Below are 21,313 nucleotides of genomic sequence, written 5' to 3' on the forward strand. Positions count from 1 at the left end.
ACTTGTTTTTCGTTTATACCCCGTACTCTCCCTTCAGGACCTTCTGGTTGAGCTTCAGACAAAGACGCTCGTGGGTTCCTCTCATATAGAAAAAAATCAGGCTGAACACGGTAATCTCGATAGCCGGATAAAGCCATGGGAAACCTATCAGGATTGAGATGAACAGCGTGATGCTGCGCCAGTTGAAGGTGAGGATATTGGCATATTTCATCAGTGGAAGACTGCCCGCACGGAAGTCGGCACGCAACTGCTCAGGCAACTGCTGCGGATATCTTTCGCGCAGATTTCTCTTGAATATCTGGAAGATAGGAGTATCCCGCTCCTGTCCCAAGGTATAGTTCTTGTAGAAGAACTGGAAGAGTTTCTGCACTGGCTCCTTCTTCCACTTCATCTGCTTCCACAGATCTACCTGCTTGCTGGCATCGTCCAGTTCGCTACCCTCCTTGCCTTTCAGGAAGAAAAGGTGAATCTGACGGTAGTAGTCGGCAAGACGGCTCTGAATGGCATGGCAGCCGAAACCGGCAACGATGCAGAGTGCCCAGATTTTCCAGCCCCACTCCGGCATCAGACGGAAGGAGATGGCGAAGTAGATGCTGACAAACCAGAAGTCGCCAGCAGCACCATCCAGGATTCTGCCCAGGGCACTCTTCTGGTTGGTGAGTCGCGCCAGCTGTCCGTCGCAACTATCATATACGTTTGCCCAGATGAGCAAGAAGATGCCCAAGATGTTGATTGCCAAATCGTCGAAATAGAAGCAGATGCCCGCTCCTACGCCGAGGAAGATGGAAAGAATGGTCACCACGTTTGGGGTGACGTGAAGCATGCGGAAGAATCGCGCCCACTGGTAGCCAATGGGGCGATAGAAGTAAATATCAATGTGCTCCTCGGTATCCGCTGATTTCAGAGAAGCCTTAAATTCCTGATTCATCTTTTTTAAATTTTTTGTTTATTTTAAAGCTTTTGCCCTTTCAGGGCGCCAGACTATTATCTATAAACCCAGGGTGTTACCCTGGGCTAGGAGCTTCTGCCCATTCAGGGCGTGCAAATCATTTTTGTGGCGATATAGAAGGCAGCCTCATCACGGCATGGCGCAAAGCTAGGCCAGTCGTTGAAATCGATAATGCGGATGCTGCCATCCTCGCTGACCACACAGTCGCCGCCATATACCGGCACATTCAGCATGTCGGCAGCCTTGTCAGCCTCAGCCTTCAGATCCTCGGCATCGAAGGCGATGCCCTGAGCCTCGCCATTGATCACCTCCAGTCCGAACTTGGAGCGATGGCCGCATTTCGATGGATAGAACCAATAGAAGAAATCGGTACCCGATACGCCGTAGAACTTGATGAGGTCGCCCTTCAGATGCTCATTCACTACCACCGAAGTGATGCCGCGCAGCCAGAATTCCTTCAGCAGCGCCTCAGCCTCCTGCTCGTTCTGCACATAGCAGGTATCCTCCTTCTGCTGCGCACAGCCGTCGCCACGCTTCAGCCAGCAAGGATAGTGGATATCCTTCACCATCTCTTCATTTCTGCCGATGATGCGGCTCTCAGGAGTAGCGATGCCTCCGGCGATGAAACGCTCGGTCATGATGCGGCGGATGCAGCGGTTTACACCCAGACTGGAGTTCACCACCAATACGCCTTCCTCCTCTATTCTGCCGAGAATATCGAGTGCCTGCTTGCTGCGTGCCATCGAGAAGAAGCCATCCACTCCCACAGTCACACGGCAGCGAGGCCATCCGTAGGCTCTCTCCAATACAGTTGCCTTGCGGCAGAATTCCTTCTCGCACATCAGCATCACCTTCGCACCGAGTGCCTCCAGCTGCTGTTTTACGGCATTCATGATGGCAGCATCGTTATCCACGCAATTAGGCGAGAACTCGTTGCCGCGGCATACACCCACCAGGGTCTTACCCTCCAGCGGATGGATGAAAGCCTCGGCCTTCGCAATATCCTCCTTGTGATCTACATCGAGAATCTTGTTGATAGGATAAGCCTCCAGCTTCAATCCCTCTACCACCAGCTGGCGCTGGAAGTTGCGCATGCGGCTCATGCCCTGCTCCATGCAGTGGTCGAGCACATCGAGCGCCTTGTCGCCCAGACAGTAGATGCCACCCGAAATCAGATGGTCATCGCCCTCCTGCTTGTCATGGAAGCCCGTAATTCGGGGCTTCTTGTGCGAACCCTGCTTGTCGAGCAGACTGGCACCCTCGGCATCCTCCTGCTTCTCCACGCCTACCCACAACGGTTTTTCATCATCCACGTATGGGGTGACAGCCATGCAGCCGTCAATATCCTTTGCCTCCTGGAAGTGACGGATATACTTCTTGAATTCCTCCTCACGGAAGATGGTATCCACGGTGGTAAGGCAGAAGCGCTCGCCACGGAGATATGGCGAGAGGGCATGCAGACTGTGCATGGAACTAGGAGTGGTCTTCACCACCAGACGCAGAGGCACCGGCAGCTTCATCTGCTCCAGATGTTCACGCACCGCCGTGCTCCATTCGTTGACAATCACTACGATTTCGGTAGCACCGCAATCTACGAAGATGCGTAGAAGGCGCTCTATCATCGGTTCGCCGCATACCGGCACCAGGGGTTTAGGCTGTTCCACGCCTTCCTGTGCCAATCGGCTTCCCTCGCCCGCGGCTATAACTGCAAATCTCATTCTATCTATTTCTAATTATTTTTATTCAAATTTCTATAACTTTCTTCTGTAGCAGCGGCGGCGACGGTGCTGCACGCTTTCCAGATACTGCCACTGGCTCTGCACTCCCTTGTTGCTCTCCATCTGCGGCATCGCCTCCGCCCATTTGAAACCGTAGCGGTGGTACTGCTCGATGAGGTCGGCGAAGATGAGGGCATTGGCACCCTTGCTGCGGTATTCCGGCAACACGCCGATGAGCACCAGATCCACGGTATCAGTGGCATGGCACTTCATCACCCGCAGGAGCCGAAGCCATCCCCAAGGGAGGAGCTTGCCGTTGCGGTTCTTCTGCAGCGCTTCGGTCATGGATGGGAAGGATACGCCGAAACCGATCAGGCGGTTGTTGTCGTTGCCATCTACCACACCGGTGATGAGGTTCATATCCGCCATCTTGATATACGAATCCACATACCCGTCAATCTGTCGGTCGGTGAGCTGCTGGAAATCGTAGAGATCCTTGTAGGTTTCGTTGACGATGTGGAAAATCTCCTTGGCCATACCTCCCTGAACCAGTTCGTGCTTGGTAAACTTGCGCACGTGCAGATTGTAGCGGCGCTCGATGAACTGGGCTGTCTTGGCAAATTTCGGAGGGGTTACCTCAGGCACCTTGATGCGGTACTCCAGCCAGTCGTTGTCCTTCTGGAAGAGCTCCAGTGCATCCATGTGCTTGGGATAATAAGGATAATTGTAGTTGATATACATGGTAGATTTCTCGTGGAATCCTTCGATGAGCATTCCTTCGCGGTCCATATCGGTAAAGCCAAGTGGTCCTACCAATTCTTCCATGCCACGCTCTCTGCCCCAGTGGGCTGCGGCATCCAGCAGCATACCGGAAACCTCGAGATTATCGATAAAGTCGAACCATCCGAAGCGCACCTGCTTCTTGTTCCACTGGTCGTTGGCACAATGGTTGATGATGGCGGCAATGCGGCCTACCACCTTCGGGATGCTGTAATCGATAGCCAGGAAATATTGCGCTTCGCAGAAATCGAAGGCAGGATTCTTGTCTTTGCTCAATGTATTCCACTCGTCAAAACGCAAGTAAGGAACGGCATATTTGCTACCTTCATAAAGGTCGTAATAGAACTGTATGAAAGTTCTCAATCCTTTCTTGGTAGTAACGGGTATGATTCTAATATCACTCATTGATCTGATTTTTTTCTAAAACTTTTTGCTCTGATTTTTCTTTTTATAATAATGTATCATCAGAAAAACGGTGCAAAAGTACGAGTTTTTTCCGAGATGGCAAACGAAATCATTGTTTTTTTTCCTGCCGAGCGTTAAAATCATCGAATATTTCCCCCCTTTCGGAAATAAAGCAGTAACTTTGCAGGCTGAAATGAAGAAATCAAGAGATAATTATACATTCCTGACCCATGCACCGGTGCATCGGGTGATTTTTACGATGGCGATTCCTACCATTATCAGCATGTTATCGACGAGTATGTACAACCTCGCCGACACCTACTTCGTGGGCAGCATCAATACCCAAAGCGTGGCAGCAGTAGGCGTTTCCTTCGCTATGATGGCAGTAATCCAGGCTGTTGGTTTCTTCTATGGCCATGGTGCCGGAAACTATATCTCCCGAATGCTGGGAGCCAAGGAGGTGGAGAAGGCGAAGAAGATGGCAGCTACGGGCTTCATACTGAGCTTTCTGACGGGACTTTTCATCGCCATTCTTGGACAACTTTTCCTGACACCACTCTGCGTTCTTCTGGGATCCACTCCCACCATCCAGCCATATACCGAGCGCTATCTCGGCATCATTCTGCTGGGCGCTCCTTTCATGACGACCTCTCTGACACTCAACAACCTGATGCGTTTCCAGGGCAACACGATGTATGCGATGAAGGGAATCATGTCAGGAGTGCTACTCAACCTCATCCTAGCCCCACTGCTCATCCTTTATTTTGCCATGGGCATCACGGGTGCCGCCATTGCCACCCTCATCAGCCAGTGCTTCGGCTGCGCCATGCTTTTCTGGATGTCACACAAGGGTCAGAACATCCGAATCCATCTGCACAACTTCACGCCAACCAGGGCTTACTTCAAGGAGATTATCTTTGGCGGCACGCCTTCCTTATCAAGACAGGGTCTGGGAAGCATCGCCACGCTAGTGCTGAATGTGGCTGCCGGAGCCTATGGAGATGCAGCCATTGCGGGTATGAGTATCGTGACGAGAATCTCGTTCTTCACCTATGCCGTGGTCATCGGACTGGGTCAGGGTTTCCAGCCGCTCTGCGGTTTCTGTTATGGAGCCAAGTTGTACGGCCGCGTGAAGGAGGCTTTCTTTTTCTGCATCAAATGCGGCACGGTATTCCTGGCGGTTTGTGCCGTTTTCGGCTTCCTTTTCTCCGAGCCTATCATCGAACTCTTCCGTGATGATGCCAGCGTGGTAGCCGTGGGTTCCGTTGCTCTGAAGTGGCAAGTTATCAGCTTCCCTCTGGTAGCCACCATCGTGCTGACGAATATGCTGATGCAGACCATCCGCAAGCCCGTACGTGCGAATATCGTGGCAGCAGCACGTAGCGGCTTGTTCTTCATTCCGCTCATTTTCATCCTCCCTCATTTCTTCGGATTACTGGGCGTGGAGATGTGTCAGGCGTGGGCAGATATCTGCTCCTTCCTCGTGGCGGTACCGATAGCCTGGAGTGCATTCAGGGATATGAAATTTCAGAAACGCTAAAAAAATCACAAAAAACAAGAACGAATTCTTTGCAGTTCAAGAAATTAATCGTATCTTTGCACTCGAATTTTATTGATACATTAAGAAAACATGAGTAAAGATACACTAACTCATCAGCTGACAGAGACTATCGACGAGCTTTCAAGTGCCGAATCGCTGAAGGGTCTCTTCCATCAGCATCGAGACGGAAATCCACTTCCTTCGGGCAAGGCGCTCGAAGACATCATCAATCTGTCTCGATCCATCCTCTTTCCGGGATATTTCGGAAACTCATCCGTGAATATCTCTACCATCAAATACCATATCGGAGTAAGAGTTGAGAAACTCTACGAGATGCTCGCAGAACAGATTCTCGCCGGACTCTGCTTCGCCAACGACTGCGAATCGGAAACCCAGACAGAACTGCAGCACCATCGTGCCAAGGCAGGCGTCATCGCCGCCAAAGCCATCATGGAATTTCCCAAGCTCCGCAAGATTCTCGCCACCGACGTAGAGGCAGCCTACAACGGCGACCCGGCGGCGATGAGCCACGGAGAAATCATCTCCTGCTATCCCGTGATCAAGGCTTTAACCAACTATCGTATCGCCCATGTTCTGCACAAGCTCGGCGTGCCCCTCATCCCAAGAATGATGACGGAGCTGGCACACTCGGAGACGGGTATCGATATCAATCCGGAGGCTACCATCGGCCACCACTTCACCATCGACCACGGCACGGGTGTGGTTATCGGTGCCACCTGCATCATCGGCAACAACGTGAAGCTCTACCAGGGTGTTACCCTCGGAGCCAAGAGTTTCCCACTGGATAAGGACGGCAATCCTATCAAGGGAATCCCTCGCCACCCTATCCTGGAAGACGATGTCATCGTGTATGCCAACGCCACCATCCTGGGCAGAATCACCATCGGAGAAGGCTGCATCGTGGGAGCCAACGTGTGGGTGACCAAGGACATGAAGCCGAAAACAAAGAAATATAGAAAAGAAAAACAAAGTTTATTAGATATAGAATTCAATAATGGAACAGGAATTTGAACTCATTGCCAAGACCTTTATGGGTCTGGAGCCAGTCTTGGCTGAGGAGCTCACCCAACTGGGTGCTAACAATGTACAAATAGGTCGCCGCATGGTATCTTTCACAGGCGACAAGGAAATGATGTATCGTGCTAACTTCCAGTTACACACAGCCATCCGCATTTTGAAACCTATCAAGCACTTCAAGGCACGTTCTGCCGAAGAGGTGTACGACGAGGTTCAGAAGATCAAGTGGGATGACATCTTAGACGTGAAGAAGACTTTCTCGGTAGATTCAGTAGTCTATTCTGAGGAGTTCCGCAACTCACGCTTCGTGACTTACAAGGTAAAGGATGCCATCGTGGACTGGTTCCGCGAGAAGCAGGGCACACGTCCTAACATCAGCGTGTCTAACCCAGACATCCGCCTCAACATCCATATCGCAGAGGATAACGCTACCCTGAGTCTCGACTCAAGCGGTGAGAGTCTGCACCGCCGCGGCTACCGTCAGGAGCAGGTAGAGGCACCTCTGAACGAGGTTCTCGCTGCAGGTATGATCCTGATGACCGGCTGGAAGGGTGAATGCGACTTCATCGACCCAATGTGCGGTTCGGGAACCATCGCCATCGAGGCTGCCCTCATCGCCCGCAACATCTCTCCAGGTGTATTCCGCAAGGAGTTTGCCTTCGAGAAGTGGAACGATTTCGACCAGGATCTCTTCGACATGATCTATAACGACGACTCTCAGGAGCGCGAGTTCGAGCACCACATCTACGGATATGATGTAGATATGAAGGCGGTGAACACTGCCAACCTCAACGTGCGTGCTGCCGGACTGAGCAAGGATATCACCATCTCACAGCAGGACTTCAAGGACTTCACACAGCCTGCCGAGAAGAGCATCATCGTGATGAACCCTCCATACGGCGAGCGTATCTCTACTCCTAACCTGCTGAACACCTATAAGATGATAGGCGAGCGATTCAAGCGTGCCTTCGTAGGCAACGAGGCTTGGGTACTGAGCTACCGCGAGGAGTGCTTCGAGCAGATTGGTCTGAAGCCATCTATCAAGATTCCGGTGTATAACGGAAGTCTGGAGTGCGAGTTCCGCAAGTATGTGATGTTCGACGGCAAGATGAAGGAGTTCCGTTCTGAGGGCGGTATCGTGAAGACTGAGCGCGAGAAGAGCGAGATGGCGCAGAAGCACCGTTTCAAGAAGGAGCGCGAGTTCAAGAAGCGTGTGACCGAGGAGATTGAGAACGAGGATGCAGATATCCGCAGCTTCCAGTTCCACAGCCATCGCCTGGAGGACTTCGAGAAGCGCCGCAATGAGATTCGCCGTGGCGGACGTCCACGTGTGGGTGCTGCCGGAAGACGCGACGATGATGATGACCGCAAGGGCGGCCGTAGCTTCGGAGGAAAGCGCGGAGGCGACCGTAACGACCGTAACAACAAGCGCGGTGGTTTCAAAGGAGACCGCAGAGGTGGCAAGAACTTCGGAGGAAAGCGTGGCGGCAAGCCAAGCTTCGACACCGACTTTGATGACGAGGATTAAGATTTTCTAGCAATGCACTAAAACAGTGCGTCACTAAAGATTTCTAGCAATGCGGTGAAACGCCGTATTGCTAAGAATTCTAGCAATGCAGCGAAACGCTGCGTAGCTAAGATTCCCGGCGGATTTAAAACGTCTTCCGTCAGGCGTCCCGGCGGATTTGAAATCCGCCGTAAAAAAAGGTTCGACCTATTAAAACCGGGGGATTTGTAATCCCCCAACAAAAGGAAAGGCATTCTCCTTTGCTGCGGATTGCAAATCCGCAGAGCCGAAATAGGTTAGGACATTTTTTAACGCCGGATTACAAATCCAGCGGAACGCCTAGCGGACTTGCGTTCTTGATAAAACGCGGTATCACTAGAAATAAGAAACAAATCCTAGTTATCAGACAAATAAATCTAGCAACATAGCAAAACACTATGTCGCTAGAAATAAAAAAACAAGAAAAAAAATGATGAATCTGAAGAATTCAATTTATAAATTATCTTTTGCAGCTATGATTTCCATGATGGCAATGAATGCAACCGAGATACAGGCTCAGGGCGTAGTTCCTGCACAGAAGGGCGAGAAAGCCTTCACACTGGAAGACCTGAACTTTGGTGGCAACAACTACCGCAACATGGTGGCAAAGAACCGCTGGTGCACCTGGTGGGGAAATGAACTCATCCATCAGGACATCGAAGCATGCTATCTCGTAAACAAGACTACCGGAAAGGAGACAAAACTCTTCGGTATCAACGATATCAACCAGTGGATTGCTCCTACCAAGGACATCAAGGTAAGAGCCCTCTACAACGCTCAGTTCCCTTTCGCAGGCAAGAGCATCGTGATGGTAAGCAACGGCAGCAAGACCTACACCATCGACTTCAAGAAGCATAAGCTGCTGAGCGAGATGGAGTTTGAAGATGGCGAGAACCTCCTCGAGGCTAACGCGCAGCAGAATGCATTCGCCTATCTGAAGGGCAGCAACCTCTATGTGCGCACCTTCGACATAACCAACAATGCCATGACAAGAGAGAAGAAGTCTCACGATTTCCAGATCTCTACAGACGGCAGCCGAGAAATCGTATATGGTCAGAGTGTTCACCGCGATGAATTCGGCATCAGCAAGGGTACCTTCTGGAGCCCTAACGGCGAACTGCTCGCCTTCTACCGCATGGACCAGAGTATGGTAACAGATTATCCGCAGGTGGATATCCCGGAGATTGATTACTTCAATCATCCTGAGACAGAGACCTGCTGCGCCAAGCCTGCACCAGACAAGTATCCGATGACAGGCGAGACATCTCATAAGGTGACCGTAGGCGTGTTCGACTGCATGACCGGCAAGACCATCTATCTGAAGGCTGGTGACCCAACAGACCGCTACTTCACCAACATCGCATGGAGCCCGGACAGCAAGACCATCTATATGTTTGAGTTGAACCGCGACCAGAATGACTGTCGCCTCACTGCCTACAGCGCAGAGACTGGCGAGAAGACCGGCGAGCTCTATCGCGAGACCGATGAGAAGTATGTAGAGCCTTGCCACCCAATCCAGTTCCTGCCTTGGGACAACAGCAGCTTCATCATGCAGAGCCGCAAGGATGGCTACAACCACCTCTACCTCTGCACCCTGGGCAAGCACGGCAGCCGCATGGCAAGCAACACGGAATCACTCGAAATCAAACAGTTGACTTCCGGTAAATGGGAAGTGATGGAAGTGCTCGGCTTCAACGCCAAGCGCAAGAGCATCATCATCGCATCCAACGAGTGCTCTCCTATCCAGCGTAACATCTTCGTGGTGGATACCAAGACCGGCAAGCGCACCATGATGGACGATTGCGGCAAGGGATGGCACAACGCTACCCTGAGCGGGAACGGACAGTTTATCTATGATAACTACTCTACCCCAACCGTGCCTCGCAAGATTGCCATCGTAAACACCGAGAACGGCAAGCGCACCGCCTATTTCACAGCCAAGAACCCATGGAAGGGCTACAACGTGCCTGAATACAGCTGCGGTTCGATCAAGGCCGACGACGGCGTAACCGACCTCTACTGGAGAATGGTGAAGCCGGTGAACTTCGACCCTAACAAGAAGTATCCTACCATTATATATGTATATGGTGGACCTCATGCCCACAACGTGGATGCCCGCTGGAACTACAGCAGCCGTGGCTGGGAAACCTACATGGCAGAAAAGGGCTATCTGCTCTTCATCCTCGACAACCGTGGCAGCGAGAACCGTGGCAAGGCGTTCGAGCAGACTACCTTCCGCCAGCTGGGTCAGGTAGAGATGAAGGACCAGATGAAGGGTGTAGAATATCTGAAGACCCTGCCTTACGTAGATGCCGACAAGATTGGTGTTCACGGCTGGAGCTTCGGCGGATTCATGACCATCTCGCTGATGACCAACTATCCAGACGTATTCAAGGTAGGCGTAGCAGGCGGTCCGGTAATCGACTGGCACTGGTACGAGGTGATGTATGGCGAGCGCTATATGGATACCCCACAGACCAACCCAGAGGGTTACAAGAAGACATCCCTACTCTATCAGGCTAAAAACCTGAAGGGTAAACTGCAGATTATCCAGGGCTTAAACGATGTGACCGTGGTGCCACAGCACTGCCTCACCTTCCTGAAGGCTTGTATCGCAGCAGGTACCCAGCCAGATTTCTTCGTATATCCAGGTGAGCCTCACAACATGAGAGGGCATCAGAGCACTCACCTGCACGAAAGAATCAGCAACTACTTTTTCGACTACCTGAAGTAAAAAGAAAAATTTTAAATGTATAAGAGACTCTATCTGAAGAAAATTCGGATGGCAATATATCCAAGAGTCTATCTGAAGTAAAAATCTTCGGAACAAAAAGATGACTAACAAGATAAGAAAAGTAATTTTATTAATTACCACCATACTCTTTGCCTGCCACCTGCAAGTGGCAGGTAAAGAGTCTTTTGTTTCTAAGCAGAGCATCCCCGACTTTAAATTTATCTTCGACAAGCTATCTCAGAACCGCATCACCTACAATCGCTACAACGACAGCATCTTCAGCATCCACAACCACGACGAATGGGTAAGATTCTTCATGACAAGAAGCCGGAAGAACCATTTGATTTATCACGAGAACGAGAAGCTGCTGAATAGCATTGCAGATTATTTCGAAACCGATATGGCAGATACGACGAAGGAGACCATTCTGCCAGATGTAGCCTACGACAGTCTGGACAAAAACTTCTTTCATAACTATGCCTATGCCCTGACGGATCCATTCATCACAAACAGGGTTACGGATATTCTGATTCGAAATTTCAGAAAACGCCCGGAAAGGAACTACGAATTTCTGAGAGCCATGAGCTGGAAGGGTTCATCCTATTACCAGATATGGAGACTGAACAGAGACAACGAGACATTGAAAAAAGCATACGATTGCATCGCATACGTAGCCGACAGTACACACTGCCATACACTTGAAGAACTGGGTCTGTACGGCTATGCCCTACAGGATCTGTGCCTATCCGCATGGACACTCCACCATATCCAACCCCTGAAAAAACTGAAGGAAAGATACGAAAAGCTGGAAATTTTAGCCAGAAATCATACGGCAGACGAGCTGGAAGTACCCGAAAAGAGAAGGCAGCTATGGATTAACCGAATCAAGAATAGAGACTTGGAGATAGTTAGAGGTATCTATCTCACCAATCCGGAACTGATAGAAAAGAAAGAAGGAGACGCTTTGGTAAAACGGGTGATAAGGCAGTATCCGGATACCGTAGGACTCAGCATCTCATCGAAGCTCAATCTCATCGTCATGAAGCTAAGAATTGGAGAAATCCGGACAAGAACAGCCTTGAAAGAGGCTGAGGAAATATACGGAACGCTGATCAAACCACTTACACAACAAAAAGTTCTGGGAGAAGGTGCCTTCAATTCGCTGATGAATCACTACACCAATCTGGCGTTTATCGTAGATACGGCAAGGGTTTCTACCAATTACAAAAAAAAGCACATCAGGACATTCTGTGAAGATATTATCAGGATGTTCAGACATCGCAAAGACCAGCAGAACTCCACGCAGTATAATCAGACACTGGAAAATGTGAGCACCTATCCCCGACTCATCAAATACCTGAGCGATGAAGAAAGAATAGGATTCGTGATGGAACTGAACGTGGCAACCCAGGTTACCACCTACGCCCACTCTACTCACGTGGCACAACTTGCAGAAGCCATGATGAAAGCCATCATCAGGCACCGGCGGGAACTGCTGGTAGGAAAACTGGGCATCAGCAGCAAATGGCAGGTAAGGCTTCATCAGCAGCAGCTCATCCACTTCATCACCCGTGCTGCACTCTGTCACGACATTGGCAAGAACAGTATCGTAAGCGTGGTAAACAACGACTATCGACAGCTGTGCGATGAGGAGCGAAGAATCATCAGAATGCATCCCCGAATGGGACTGAAATACCTGAAGATATCGCAGGAACTGAAATACTACCACGATACCACGCTGGGACATCATAAATGGTACAACGGCAAGGAAGGCTATCCAAACGACTTTGACAACACCAAGTCGCCTTACCGCTTCATGATAGACATCATAACCCTGTGCGACTGCATGCAGGCTGCCACCGAACGAGTAGGCAGAAACTACAAGCAGGAAAAGAGCTTCGAAAAAGTGATGGGAGAGCTGAGAGAAGGCGCAGGAACCCGATACAATCCCGACCTGGTGAAGCTGATAGATGACATACCGGAACTCTACAAGGAACTGGAGAGGATAGCCATCTACGGATGGCCAGATATCTATTATGAAATCTATAAGAACTATATGCGATAAAGATTTTAGGCTTTTTGCTTGTATAGTTCGCTGAAATTTAGTAATTTTGCAGCAAATTAGAAATTTGGATGCAAAAAGGAGTAAATATCTATCCTGATTGTAAAAGAAGGAGAAGACCAATATCCTGATTGTAACATGTAATAGAAGAATTATTAAACGTAACTACGATGAAAATATTATTGTTAGGAGGCGGTGGCCGCGAGCACGCCTTAGCTTGGAAAATCGCTCAGAGCGAGAAGTGTGAGAAACTCTTTATCGCTCCTGGCAATGCCGGTACGCAGAATGTCGGCGAGAATGTGAATATCAAGGCTGACGACTTCGAGGCGCTCAAGAACTTCGCTGTCGAGAACGGTGTTGATATGGTGGTAGTAGGTCCGGAAGACCCACTGGTAAAGGGTGTCTATGATGACTTCAAGGCTGACCCTCGCACCCAGAACATCCCTGTGATTGGTCCATCAAAGGCTGGTGCCGTGCTGGAAGGAAGCAAGGACTTCGCCAAGCAGTTTATGAAGCGCCACAACATTCCGACAGCTCAGTATGAGACTTTCGACGGCGAGCACGTAGAAGAAGGCTTGAAGTTCCTGGAGACTCTGAAGGCTCCATACGTATTGAAGGCTGACGGCTTGTGCGCCGGTAAGGGTGTTCTCATCCTTCCTACCCTGGAAGAGGCCAAGAAGGAGTTCAAGGAGATGCTCGGCGGTATGTTCGGCAACGCTTCTGCACGCGTAGTTATCGAGGAATTCCTCAGCGGTATCGAGTGCTCCGTATTCGTATTGACCGATGGCAAGAACTACAAGATTCTGCCTGAGGCTAAGGACTACAAGCGCATCGGCGAGCACGATACCGGTCTGAACACCGGCGGTATGGGTAGCGTTACCCCTGTGCCATTCGCAACCAAGGAGTGGATGCAGAAGGTGGATGAGCGCATCATCCGTCCTACCGTAAAGGGTCTGGCTGAGGAGAACATCGACTACAAGGGCTTCATCTTCTTCGGTCTGATCAATGTAGAGGGCGAGCCAATGGTTATCGAGTACAACTGCCGTATGGGTGACCCAGAGACTGAGAGCGTGATGCTCCGCCTGAAGAGCGACATCGTGGATCTTTTCGAGGGTGTAGCTGCCGGCGATCTTGACAAGCGCAGCATCGAGTTTGATGAGCGTGCTGCTGTCTGCGTGATGCTCGTAAGCGGTGGTTATCCAGAGGCTTACAAGAAGGGTTATCCTATCCATGGTATCAATGATGTGGAAGGTTCTGTTGTTTTCCACTCAGGTACAGCCATGAAGGATGGAGAGGTTGTAACCAATGGCGGCCGTGTAATCTGCGTAAGCAGCTACGGCAAGGATAAGGAAGAGGCTCTGAAGAAGAGCTTTGCCGAGGCTCAGAAGATCCAGTTCACAGACAAGTACTTCCGCTCTGATATCGGACAGGATCTTTAGTTTTTTAATGTTAAATGTTGAATGTTGAATGTTGAATGTTGAATTGCCTAACGGACTCAAGGGCGCTAGCCTAATTCAACACTTAACATTCAACATTCAACATTGTTTTAAGCATTCAACATTGATTTAGATGTTAAGAAAGAAAACTTTTCAAAATAAAGTGGCGGCTAGCCGCTACGCTCTACCTGTAACAGCAACCCTTGCCGCCTTGGTATGGGTTGCTGTAGGTTTTTTAGTAGCTAACATTTGGGTGCAGTTCGCCTTCACCATTCTCTCTACCCTGCTGATGGTGGAGCTCAACAACCATAATTCCCTGATGCGAACCTACAGCCGAATGGTGTCCTGCAGTTTCCTGGTGTTCATCACCATGACCTCTCTGCCTACACCCTCCTTTAAGGCAAGCATCGTGACGATGTGCTCCATCGCCTTCTACCTCATCATCTGGAACAGTTACCAGGACAAGCGGGCGGCAGGATGGACCTTCTATGCCTTCTTCTGCGTAGGACTCGCCTCAATGGTGTTCATCCAGGTGGGATATTTCCTGCCCTTCCTGTGGCTGATGATGATGGTATTCACCAATTCCTTCAGCTTCAGAAACTTCTTTGCATCTATCATCGGTCTCATCATGCCGTATTGGTTCTCAGCGGGTTACTTCGCCTACACCAATAACATCAATGGACTGATCAGTCATTTTGCAGAATTTATCAACTATCAGGATCTGTTCGATTATTCGCAGGTTACCGACCACGAGGTGGTGAATCTTCTGTTCCTCATCATCCTGAGCACATTGGGCAGCATACACTTCCTGCATACCTCTTATGCTGATAAGATCCGTACCCGAATGATTTACAATTCATTCATTCTTATCAACTATGTGAGTCTTGCCTTCATCATCCTGCAGCCTCACCACATCAAGGAGTTGGGCAGCATCATGATTGTAAATACGGCACCACTCACCGCTCACTTCATCACCTATACTAAAGGAAAGCTGGCGAACATCGTCTTTATCTCGGCGCTGGTCATCATGGTATTGATATTGCTATACAATATCTTCATTCCGGAAACGGTATTGCTGCAGGCTATTCAGGGATAAGATTGATTCTGGGATTAGAGTTATTCAGAGATAGACTTGATGCAGCGAAACGCTGCATCAAGAATGTTAAACAAATAATATTCAATGGGTTACATAATAGACTTTTTAATCAACTGGGGCTATTGGGGCATGCTTGTTTCCGCCTTTCTTGCCGGCAGTTTCTTTCCTTTCAGCAGCGAGGTAGTGATGTCGGGCTTGCAGGCAGCAGGTTTGGATCCCATCCCTCTGGTGATATATGGCAGCATAGGAAATGTATTGGGCTCGCTGTTCAACTATGGTGTGGGCAGACTGGGCAAGATGGAATGGATAGAGAAATATCTGCACGTGAAGAAGGAGAAACTGGATCAGGCAGAAAGATTCATGGCTGATAGAGGTGCCTGGATGGGCTTCTTCGCCTTCATCCCGATTTTGGGAAGCGCCATCACCATCGTGCTGGGGCTGACAAGAGCCAATATCATCATCTCTACCATCAGCATCACCATCGGAAAAGTGCTGAGATATATCCTCTTGGTTTATGGTCTCAGCTTCATCGTATAAACATATAAGCAGATTTATAACACAAGAAGATTTTAATATATGAAGAGATTTCTATACCTTATTATATTATGTGTTATTCTTGCCGGATGTAAGGGTACACCTCAGAAACAGGCAGATTCGGGAAAGGCTTCAAGAACAGAGAAGCCTGCGGTTACGGTTACAGTTACGATTTCCCCCTACAAGTATTTCGTAGATCAAATTGCCAAAGGCAAGGTGGATGTCAACGTGATGGTATCGAATGGCAACAACCCGGAGACTTACGAACCATACGCCCAGCAGATGATGGAACTATCGAAGAGTGCCCTCTATCTGAAAGTGGGCAGCATCGGTTTTGAGCAGACCTGGATGAAGAAGTTGCAGGACAACGCTCCAGATATGAAAGTGATAGATACTTCCGTGGGCATCAAGCCTGCCAAGACTCCGGGTGGCAACATCGACCCACACGTATGGATGAGTTGCAGCAACGCCCGCATCATAGCCAGCAACATCCTCAAGGCGCTCTGCGAACTGGAGCCAAAGAACAAGACATTCTTCGAGAAGAACTATCAGTCGCTGCTCAGCATCATCGACAAGAGAGACAGCACCATCAAGGAGAGTTTCAAAAAGGATCCAGACCTGGTACGCAAGTTTGTGATCTATCACCCTATCCTCACCTACTTTGCCCGTGATTACCAGCTGGAGCAGCTTGCCATAGAGGAAGAAGGCAGGGAGCCTAGTGCCTCCCAGCTGAAGAGCCTCATAGAGAGAGCAAGAAAAGAAAAGATCAAGTTCTGCCTGATACAGGCAGAATTTGCCAACCGCAACACCACAACCTTCATCAACGAAAGCCACACCAAGCCAATGAATATCAATCCATTGCAGGGCGATTGGAACAGGGCGATGCTGGAAGCGGCACTGGCTGTGCAAGGCAAAGAGATAGTGGTTGGGAAGTAAGCCCGCCAATATTTTATAAAAAGTATAAAGAACAATAACTAATCATAAAGTTCAATGTTCAAAACTCAAAGTTCAAAGTTAATCGAAATAGAGCACCTATCTGCCGGATATGACGGCAAGCAGGTGCTCAGCGACGTAAATCTCACAGTATATCAAGACGATTATCTTGGCATCATCGGACCAAACGGTGGTGGCAAGACTACTCTCATGCGCCTCATTCTGGGACTGATGAAGCCTACGGAAGGAACCATCAGATACTTCAGAAAAGTAAAGGATGAGAGCGGGGAAACGGTTCTTGATGAAAACGGCGAAGCAAAAGTTGAGGAAGTAAAGGAGATTTCGATGGGCTATCTCCCACAATACAACCAGCTCGACAAGCAGTTTCCTATCTCTGTATATGAAGTTGTACTTGCCGGACTCAGCAAGACCAAAGGTCTCTTTTCGCGATACACCCAGGCTCAGCACCAGCAGGTGCTCGATACCTTGGAGCGCATGCAGCTGACGGAATTCAAAGACCGACACATCGCTGCCCTCAGCGGCGGTCAGCTTCAGCGAGTGCTCCTCGCCCGTGCCATCGTATCAAAGCCCGATGTCGTGATTCTCGATGAGCCTAACACCTACATCGACCGCCGATTCCAAAAGCAGATGTACGAGATGCTGGAGCAGATCAACAAGGAGTGCGCCATCATCATCGTCAGTCACGATGTAGCCGAAGTGCTCAACAACGTGAAGCATATCGCCTGCGTAAACCAGCACCTGCATTATCACGATACGGCAGATATGCCAAGAGAAAAACTGGAAGAGCATTTCCTGAATGTTTAATGTGTTTTTCTACAACATCACCTATTTAAATTTAATATAACCTAAAAAAGAGAAGCAATCCTACGCTATCTCTTTACTTTTTAGTATCTTTGCAACGTTTTATACACATTATATAAATAGGAAACATAGAAATATAATACATTAAAGTTTAAACAATAATGAAACAGTACAGATTAGTGGACAATATCTTCGGATGGGTCGCATTCATCATTGCGGCATTCGTATATTGCTCCACAATTGAACCGACAGCCAGCTTCTGGGACTGTCCTGAGTTTATTACAACTGCCTACAAGCAGGAGATCGGTCACCCACCTGGGGCACCATTCTTCATGCTCATGGGCAATTTCTTCACACATTTCGCCAGTGATACCACGCAGGTAGCCAAGATGGTGAATACGATGAGCGCACTCCTCAGTGCCGTCTGCATCATGTTCCTCTTCTGGACCATCACCCATCTGGCACGCAAGCTCATCATCGGCGACTGGAAGGAGATGACCACCAGCAAGCTGATTGCCATCGAAGCATCAGGTATGGTGGGCGCACTCATCTACACCTTCAGCGATACCTTCTGGTTCTCTGCTGTAGAGGGTGAGGTTTACGCCTTCTCTTCTGCCTTTACCGCTGTGGTATTCTGGCTGATTCTGAAGTGGGAAGACCATGCCGACGAACCTCATAGCGACCGATGGCTCGTGCTCATCGCCTATATGACCGGTCTGAGTATCGGTGTGCACCTGCTCAACCTGCTCTGCATCCCAGCCATCGTACTGGTATATTACTACAAGAAGGTGCCTCATGCCAACCTGAAGGGTTCGCTCATGGCGCTCTTCCTTTCATTCCTGGTGGTAGTAGCCGTACTTTATGGTGTGGTTCCTGGCATCATCACCGTAGGCGGATGGTTTGAGCTGTTCTTCGTCAATACGCTCGGCTGCCCATTCAATACCGGTGAAATCGTATATATCATCTGCCTCGTAGCCTCTGTTATCTGGGGTATCTACGAGACCTACAATGCATCAGAGAAGAACGAGAAGAAGCAGAACATCGCCTTCGTTCTCGGTTTCGGCATGCTCGGCATCCCATTCTTCGGATATGGATGGAGCGCAGTCATCACCGGCATCATCATCCTGGCGATCCTCTGGTTTGTACTCAACTACAAGCGCAAGAAGGAAGTAGTAACCGGCGTTGACCAGGCTACAGGCATCGAGAAGAAGAAGATGCAGCTGCTGCCTCTCATCTCTGCACGCATCAAGAACACAGCATTGCTCTGCATGCTGATGCTGATGATCGGTTACTCAAGCTATGCGCTCATCGTAATCCGTTCGTCCGCCAACCCTCCTATGGACCAGAACTCTCCTGAGGATATCTTCACCCTGGGTAGTTATCTGAGCCGCGACCAGTATGGCGATACTCCATTGCTCTATGGTCAGGCTTACACTTCTCAGGTGGCTCTCGAAGCTGACGGCAACATGTGCAAGCCTGTAACGAAGGAAGGTGCACCTGTTTATCAGCGCAAGGAGAAGGCTTCTGCCGATGAGAAGGACTCTTACTTCGTAGTAAGCCATAAGAACAAGTATGTATATGCACAGAATATGCTCTTCCCACGTATGCACAGTTCGGCTCATGCCCAGGCATACGAAGACTGGATGGGTGGCGTAGAGGGTAATCAGGTGCCTTACGACCGTTGTGGCGAGAACATGATGGTGAAGGTTCCTACACAGATGGAGAATATCCGTTTCTTCCTCTCCTATCAATGCAACTTCATGTACTGGCGCTACTTCATGTGGAACTTTGCCGGACGACAGAACGATATCCAGGGCAACGGTGAGCCTGAGCACGGTAACTGGATTACCGGTTTCCCATTCATCGACAACGCTCTCTATGGCGACCAGAGCAAAATGCCAGACGACCTGAAGGCAAACAAGGGACACAACGTGTTCTACTGCATGCCGCTGATTCTCGGTCTCATCGGTCTCTTCTGGCAGGCTTGGTACACCCGCAAGCGCAAGGTCATCAAGAACGGCGTGGAGACAGAGGAGATTCTCCCTGTAGGTATCCAGCAGTTCTGGGTGGTATTCTTCCTGTTCTTCATGACAGGTCTTGCCATCGTGCTCTATCTGAACCAGACTCCTATGCAGCCACGTGAGCGTGACTATGCCTACGCCGGTTCATTCTATGCATACGCTATCTGGTGCGGTCTTGGCGTTCTCGCCATCATCGACCTTCTGAAGCAGAAGATGAAGCTCAGCGGTACTGCCGTAACAGCTATCGTGGCTGTGGTAACCCTGCTCGTTCCTATCCAGATGGCATCACAGACCTGGGATGATCACGACCGTTCAGGACGTTACACCTGCCGCGACTTCGGCCAGAACTATCTGATGTCGCTTCAGGAGAAGGGCAACCCTATCATCTTCACCAATGGTGATAACGATACCTTCCCACTCTGGTACAACCAGGAGGTAGAAGGCGTAGGTACAGATGCCCGCGTATGTAACCTGAGCTATCTGCAGACCGACTGGTATATCGACCAGATGATGCGTCCTGCATACAACTCACCATCCGTGCCAATCACCTGGCCACGTCTCGACTTCTGTTCGGGTACCAACGAGTATGTTTCTGTCCAGCCAGAGGCTAAGCAGCAGATTCTCGACTTCTACAAGCAGGATCCAGTGAATGCCAAGAAGCAGTTTGGTGATGAGCCTTTCGAGCTCAAGAACATCCTGAAGTACTGGGTACGCAGCAAGAACTCAGACATGCACTTCATCCCTACAGACACCGTCTATGTAACAATCGACAAGGAGGCTGTGAAGAAGAGCGGCATGATGATGGCTTCTGATACCATCCCAGACAAGATGGTGATTTCACTCGCAGGCAAGAATGCTCTCTACAAGGGCGACCTGATGATGCTCGAAATGCTGTCACAGTGCAACTGGACACGTCCTATCTACGTGGCTCTTACCGTGGGACAGGAGAACTATATGAACCTTGGCGACAACTTCGTACAGGAGGGTCTTGCCAACCGTATCACTCCATTCACCACCAACAAGCCAGGTGCGAAGAACTTCGATGCAGAGAAGACCTATCACAACATCATGACCCGATTCAAGTTCGGTAACCTGAAGCAGAAGGGACTCTATATCGACGAGACTACCATGCGTATGTGCTATACCCACCGTCGCCTGCTCGCCCAGACAGCCCTCCAGCTCATCGCCGACGGCAAGAACCAGAAGGCTATCAACATCCTGAAGAAGGCTGATGTGGAGATTCCTGCATACAATGTCACCCTCGATTATATGAGCGGTGGTCTGGATATGGCTCGCGGCTGGCTGCTCACCGGTCAGAAGGCAAAGGGTAAGGAATATGTAGAGGCTGTCTGGAAGAATGCTCACCAGTATCTCGACTATTACCTCTCATTGACCAACGACCGCTTCCTGCAGAGCCAGAACGACTGCATCCGTCAGATCATGATTATGCAGAGTGTCTGCGATGTGGCAGGTATGGTAAGCCCTCAGTTGCAGAAGAGTTATGAGAAGCAGCTCAATGCTCTCTATACACTCTATCGCGGCAGAGGCGGCAGCATGCCACAGGGCAATCAGTAAAAACTGAAGCATTGCCACAAGGCTGTCAATAAAACATAGCCACGAGGCAATCAGTAAAATAAAGAATATCAAGGAAGACCTGGCATTTTTGCTAGGTCTCCCTTTTTGTATCATCCCCTAATCA

General features: G+C 49.7%; 14 protein-coding genes. 11 read left to right on the forward strand and 3 right to left on the reverse strand.

The features are described 5' to 3' along the window. Nucleotides 1-13: 13 nt before the first annotated feature. The 3 genes from AAAT87_RS06650 to AAAT87_RS06660 form a co-directional block, all read right to left on the reverse strand. Entirely contained in the window at nucleotides 14-928 is a 915-nt protein-coding gene (locus AAAT87_RS06650; protein WP_349226011.1) for a CDP-alcohol phosphatidyltransferase family protein, read from the reverse strand. A gap of 104 nt (nucleotides 929-1,032) precedes the next feature. Continuing rightward, nucleotides 1,033-2,667 carry a nucleotidyltransferase family protein gene (locus tag AAAT87_RS06655; RefSeq protein ID WP_349226012.1) on the reverse strand — a complete coding sequence of 545 codons (1,635 nt, stop codon included), beginning with the start codon at nucleotides 2,665-2,667 and terminating at the stop codon, nucleotides 1,033-1,035. Nucleotides 2,668-2,700: 33 nt separating this feature from the next. Next, a complete protein-coding gene (locus tag AAAT87_RS06660; RefSeq protein ID WP_349226013.1) occupies nucleotides 2,701-3,852 on the reverse strand; it encodes an N-acetyltransferase in 1,152 nt (383 codons plus the stop codon). A 193-nt stretch (nucleotides 3,853-4,045) separates the two neighbouring features. Between AAAT87_RS06660 and AAAT87_RS06665 the strand changes: the two genes are divergently transcribed. From AAAT87_RS06665 to AAAT87_RS06715, 11 genes are all read left to right on the forward strand, one after another. Further along, a complete protein-coding gene (locus AAAT87_RS06665) occupies nucleotides 4,046-5,392 on the forward strand; it encodes an MATE family efflux transporter (protein ID WP_349226014.1) in 1,347 nt (448 codons plus the stop codon). Between the two features lie 90 nt (nucleotides 5,393-5,482). Continuing rightward, entirely contained in the window at nucleotides 5,483-6,424 is a 942-nt protein-coding gene (locus AAAT87_RS06670) for a serine O-acetyltransferase (protein WP_349226015.1), read from the forward strand. Continuing rightward, entirely contained in the window at nucleotides 6,408-7,958 is a 1,551-nt protein-coding gene (locus tag AAAT87_RS06675) for a THUMP domain-containing class I SAM-dependent RNA methyltransferase (RefSeq protein ID WP_349226016.1), read from the forward strand. The genes AAAT87_RS06670 and AAAT87_RS06675 overlap by 17 nt, the downstream gene beginning before the upstream one ends. Nucleotides 7,959-8,463: 505 nt before the next feature. Then, entirely contained in the window at nucleotides 8,464-10,710 is a 2,247-nt protein-coding gene (locus AAAT87_RS06680) for a S9 family peptidase (RefSeq protein WP_349226023.1), read from the forward strand. 100 nt (nucleotides 10,711-10,810) lie between these two features. Beyond that, nucleotides 10,811-12,775 (forward strand): HD-GYP domain-containing protein, encoded by a 1,965-nt coding sequence (locus AAAT87_RS06685; protein WP_349226017.1) that lies wholly within the window; start codon nucleotides 10,811-10,813, stop codon nucleotides 12,773-12,775. Nucleotides 12,776-12,942: 167 nt separating this feature from the next. Next, nucleotides 12,943-14,211: a phosphoribosylamine--glycine ligase gene (purD, locus tag AAAT87_RS06690; protein WP_295023733.1), complete on the forward strand. Its 1,269-nt coding sequence runs from the start codon at nucleotides 12,943-12,945 to the stop codon at nucleotides 14,209-14,211. Between the two features lie 130 nt (nucleotides 14,212-14,341). Continuing rightward, nucleotides 14,342-15,304, forward strand: a complete 963-nt coding sequence (locus AAAT87_RS06695) for a hypothetical protein (protein ID WP_295023734.1) — start codon at nucleotides 14,342-14,344, stop codon at nucleotides 15,302-15,304. Between the two features lie 84 nt (nucleotides 15,305-15,388). Then, entirely contained in the window at nucleotides 15,389-15,841 is a 453-nt protein-coding gene (locus tag AAAT87_RS06700; protein WP_089544912.1) for a YqaA family protein, read from the forward strand. Nucleotides 15,842-15,880: 39 nt separating this feature from the next. After that, complete coding sequence (locus tag AAAT87_RS06705; RefSeq protein ID WP_349226018.1) at nucleotides 15,881-16,774, forward strand: metal ABC transporter solute-binding protein, Zn/Mn family; 894 nt, start codon at nucleotides 15,881-15,883, stop codon at nucleotides 16,772-16,774. A gap of 54 nt (nucleotides 16,775-16,828) precedes the next feature. Continuing rightward, entirely contained in the window at nucleotides 16,829-17,596 is a 768-nt protein-coding gene (locus AAAT87_RS06710; RefSeq protein ID WP_349226019.1) for a metal ABC transporter ATP-binding protein, read from the forward strand. A 158-nt stretch (nucleotides 17,597-17,754) separates the two neighbouring features. Further along, a complete protein-coding gene (locus AAAT87_RS06715) occupies nucleotides 17,755-21,189 on the forward strand; it encodes a glycosyltransferase family 117 protein (RefSeq protein WP_296974339.1) in 3,435 nt (1,144 codons plus the stop codon). Nucleotides 21,190-21,313: the final 124 nt, after the last annotated feature.

The sequence above is a fragment of the Segatella sinensis genome (assembly GCF_040095255.1).
In the GTDB taxonomy this organism is placed as follows: Bacteria; Bacteroidota; Bacteroidia; order Bacteroidales; family Bacteroidaceae; genus Prevotella; species Prevotella sinensis.

Coding starts and splice junctions, on each gene's coding strand:
- AAAT87_RS06650 (WP_349226011.1), bottom strand. CDS start 928: ATGAATCAGGAATTTAAGGCTTCTCTGAAATCAGCGGATACCGAGGAG.
- AAAT87_RS06655 (WP_349226012.1), bottom strand. CDS start 2,667: ATGAGATTTGCAGTTATAGCCGCGGGCGAGGGAAGCCGATTGGCACAG.
- AAAT87_RS06660 (WP_349226013.1), bottom strand. CDS start 3,852: ATGAGTGATATTAGAATCATACCCGTTACTACCAAGAAAGGATTGAGA.
- AAAT87_RS06665 (WP_349226014.1), top strand. CDS start 4,046: ATGAAGAAATCAAGAGATAATTATACATTCCTGACCCATGCACCGGTG.
- AAAT87_RS06670 (WP_349226015.1), top strand. CDS start 5,483: ATGAGTAAAGATACACTAACTCATCAGCTGACAGAGACTATCGACGAG.
- AAAT87_RS06675 (WP_349226016.1), top strand. CDS start 6,408: ATGGAACAGGAATTTGAACTCATTGCCAAGACCTTTATGGGTCTGGAG.
- AAAT87_RS06680 (WP_349226023.1), top strand. CDS start 8,464: ATGGCAATGAATGCAACCGAGATACAGGCTCAGGGCGTAGTTCCTGCA.
- AAAT87_RS06685 (WP_349226017.1), top strand. CDS start 10,811: ATGACTAACAAGATAAGAAAAGTAATTTTATTAATTACCACCATACTC.
- purD (WP_295023733.1), top strand. CDS start 12,943: ATGAAAATATTATTGTTAGGAGGCGGTGGCCGCGAGCACGCCTTAGCT.
- AAAT87_RS06695 (WP_295023734.1), top strand. CDS start 14,342: ATGTTAAGAAAGAAAACTTTTCAAAATAAAGTGGCGGCTAGCCGCTAC.
- AAAT87_RS06700 (WP_089544912.1), top strand. CDS start 15,389: ATGGGTTACATAATAGACTTTTTAATCAACTGGGGCTATTGGGGCATG.
- AAAT87_RS06705 (WP_349226018.1), top strand. CDS start 15,881: ATGAAGAGATTTCTATACCTTATTATATTATGTGTTATTCTTGCCGGA.
- AAAT87_RS06710 (WP_349226019.1), top strand. CDS start 16,829: ATGTTCAAAACTCAAAGTTCAAAGTTAATCGAAATAGAGCACCTATCT.
- AAAT87_RS06715 (WP_296974339.1), top strand. CDS start 17,755: ATGAAACAGTACAGATTAGTGGACAATATCTTCGGATGGGTCGCATTC.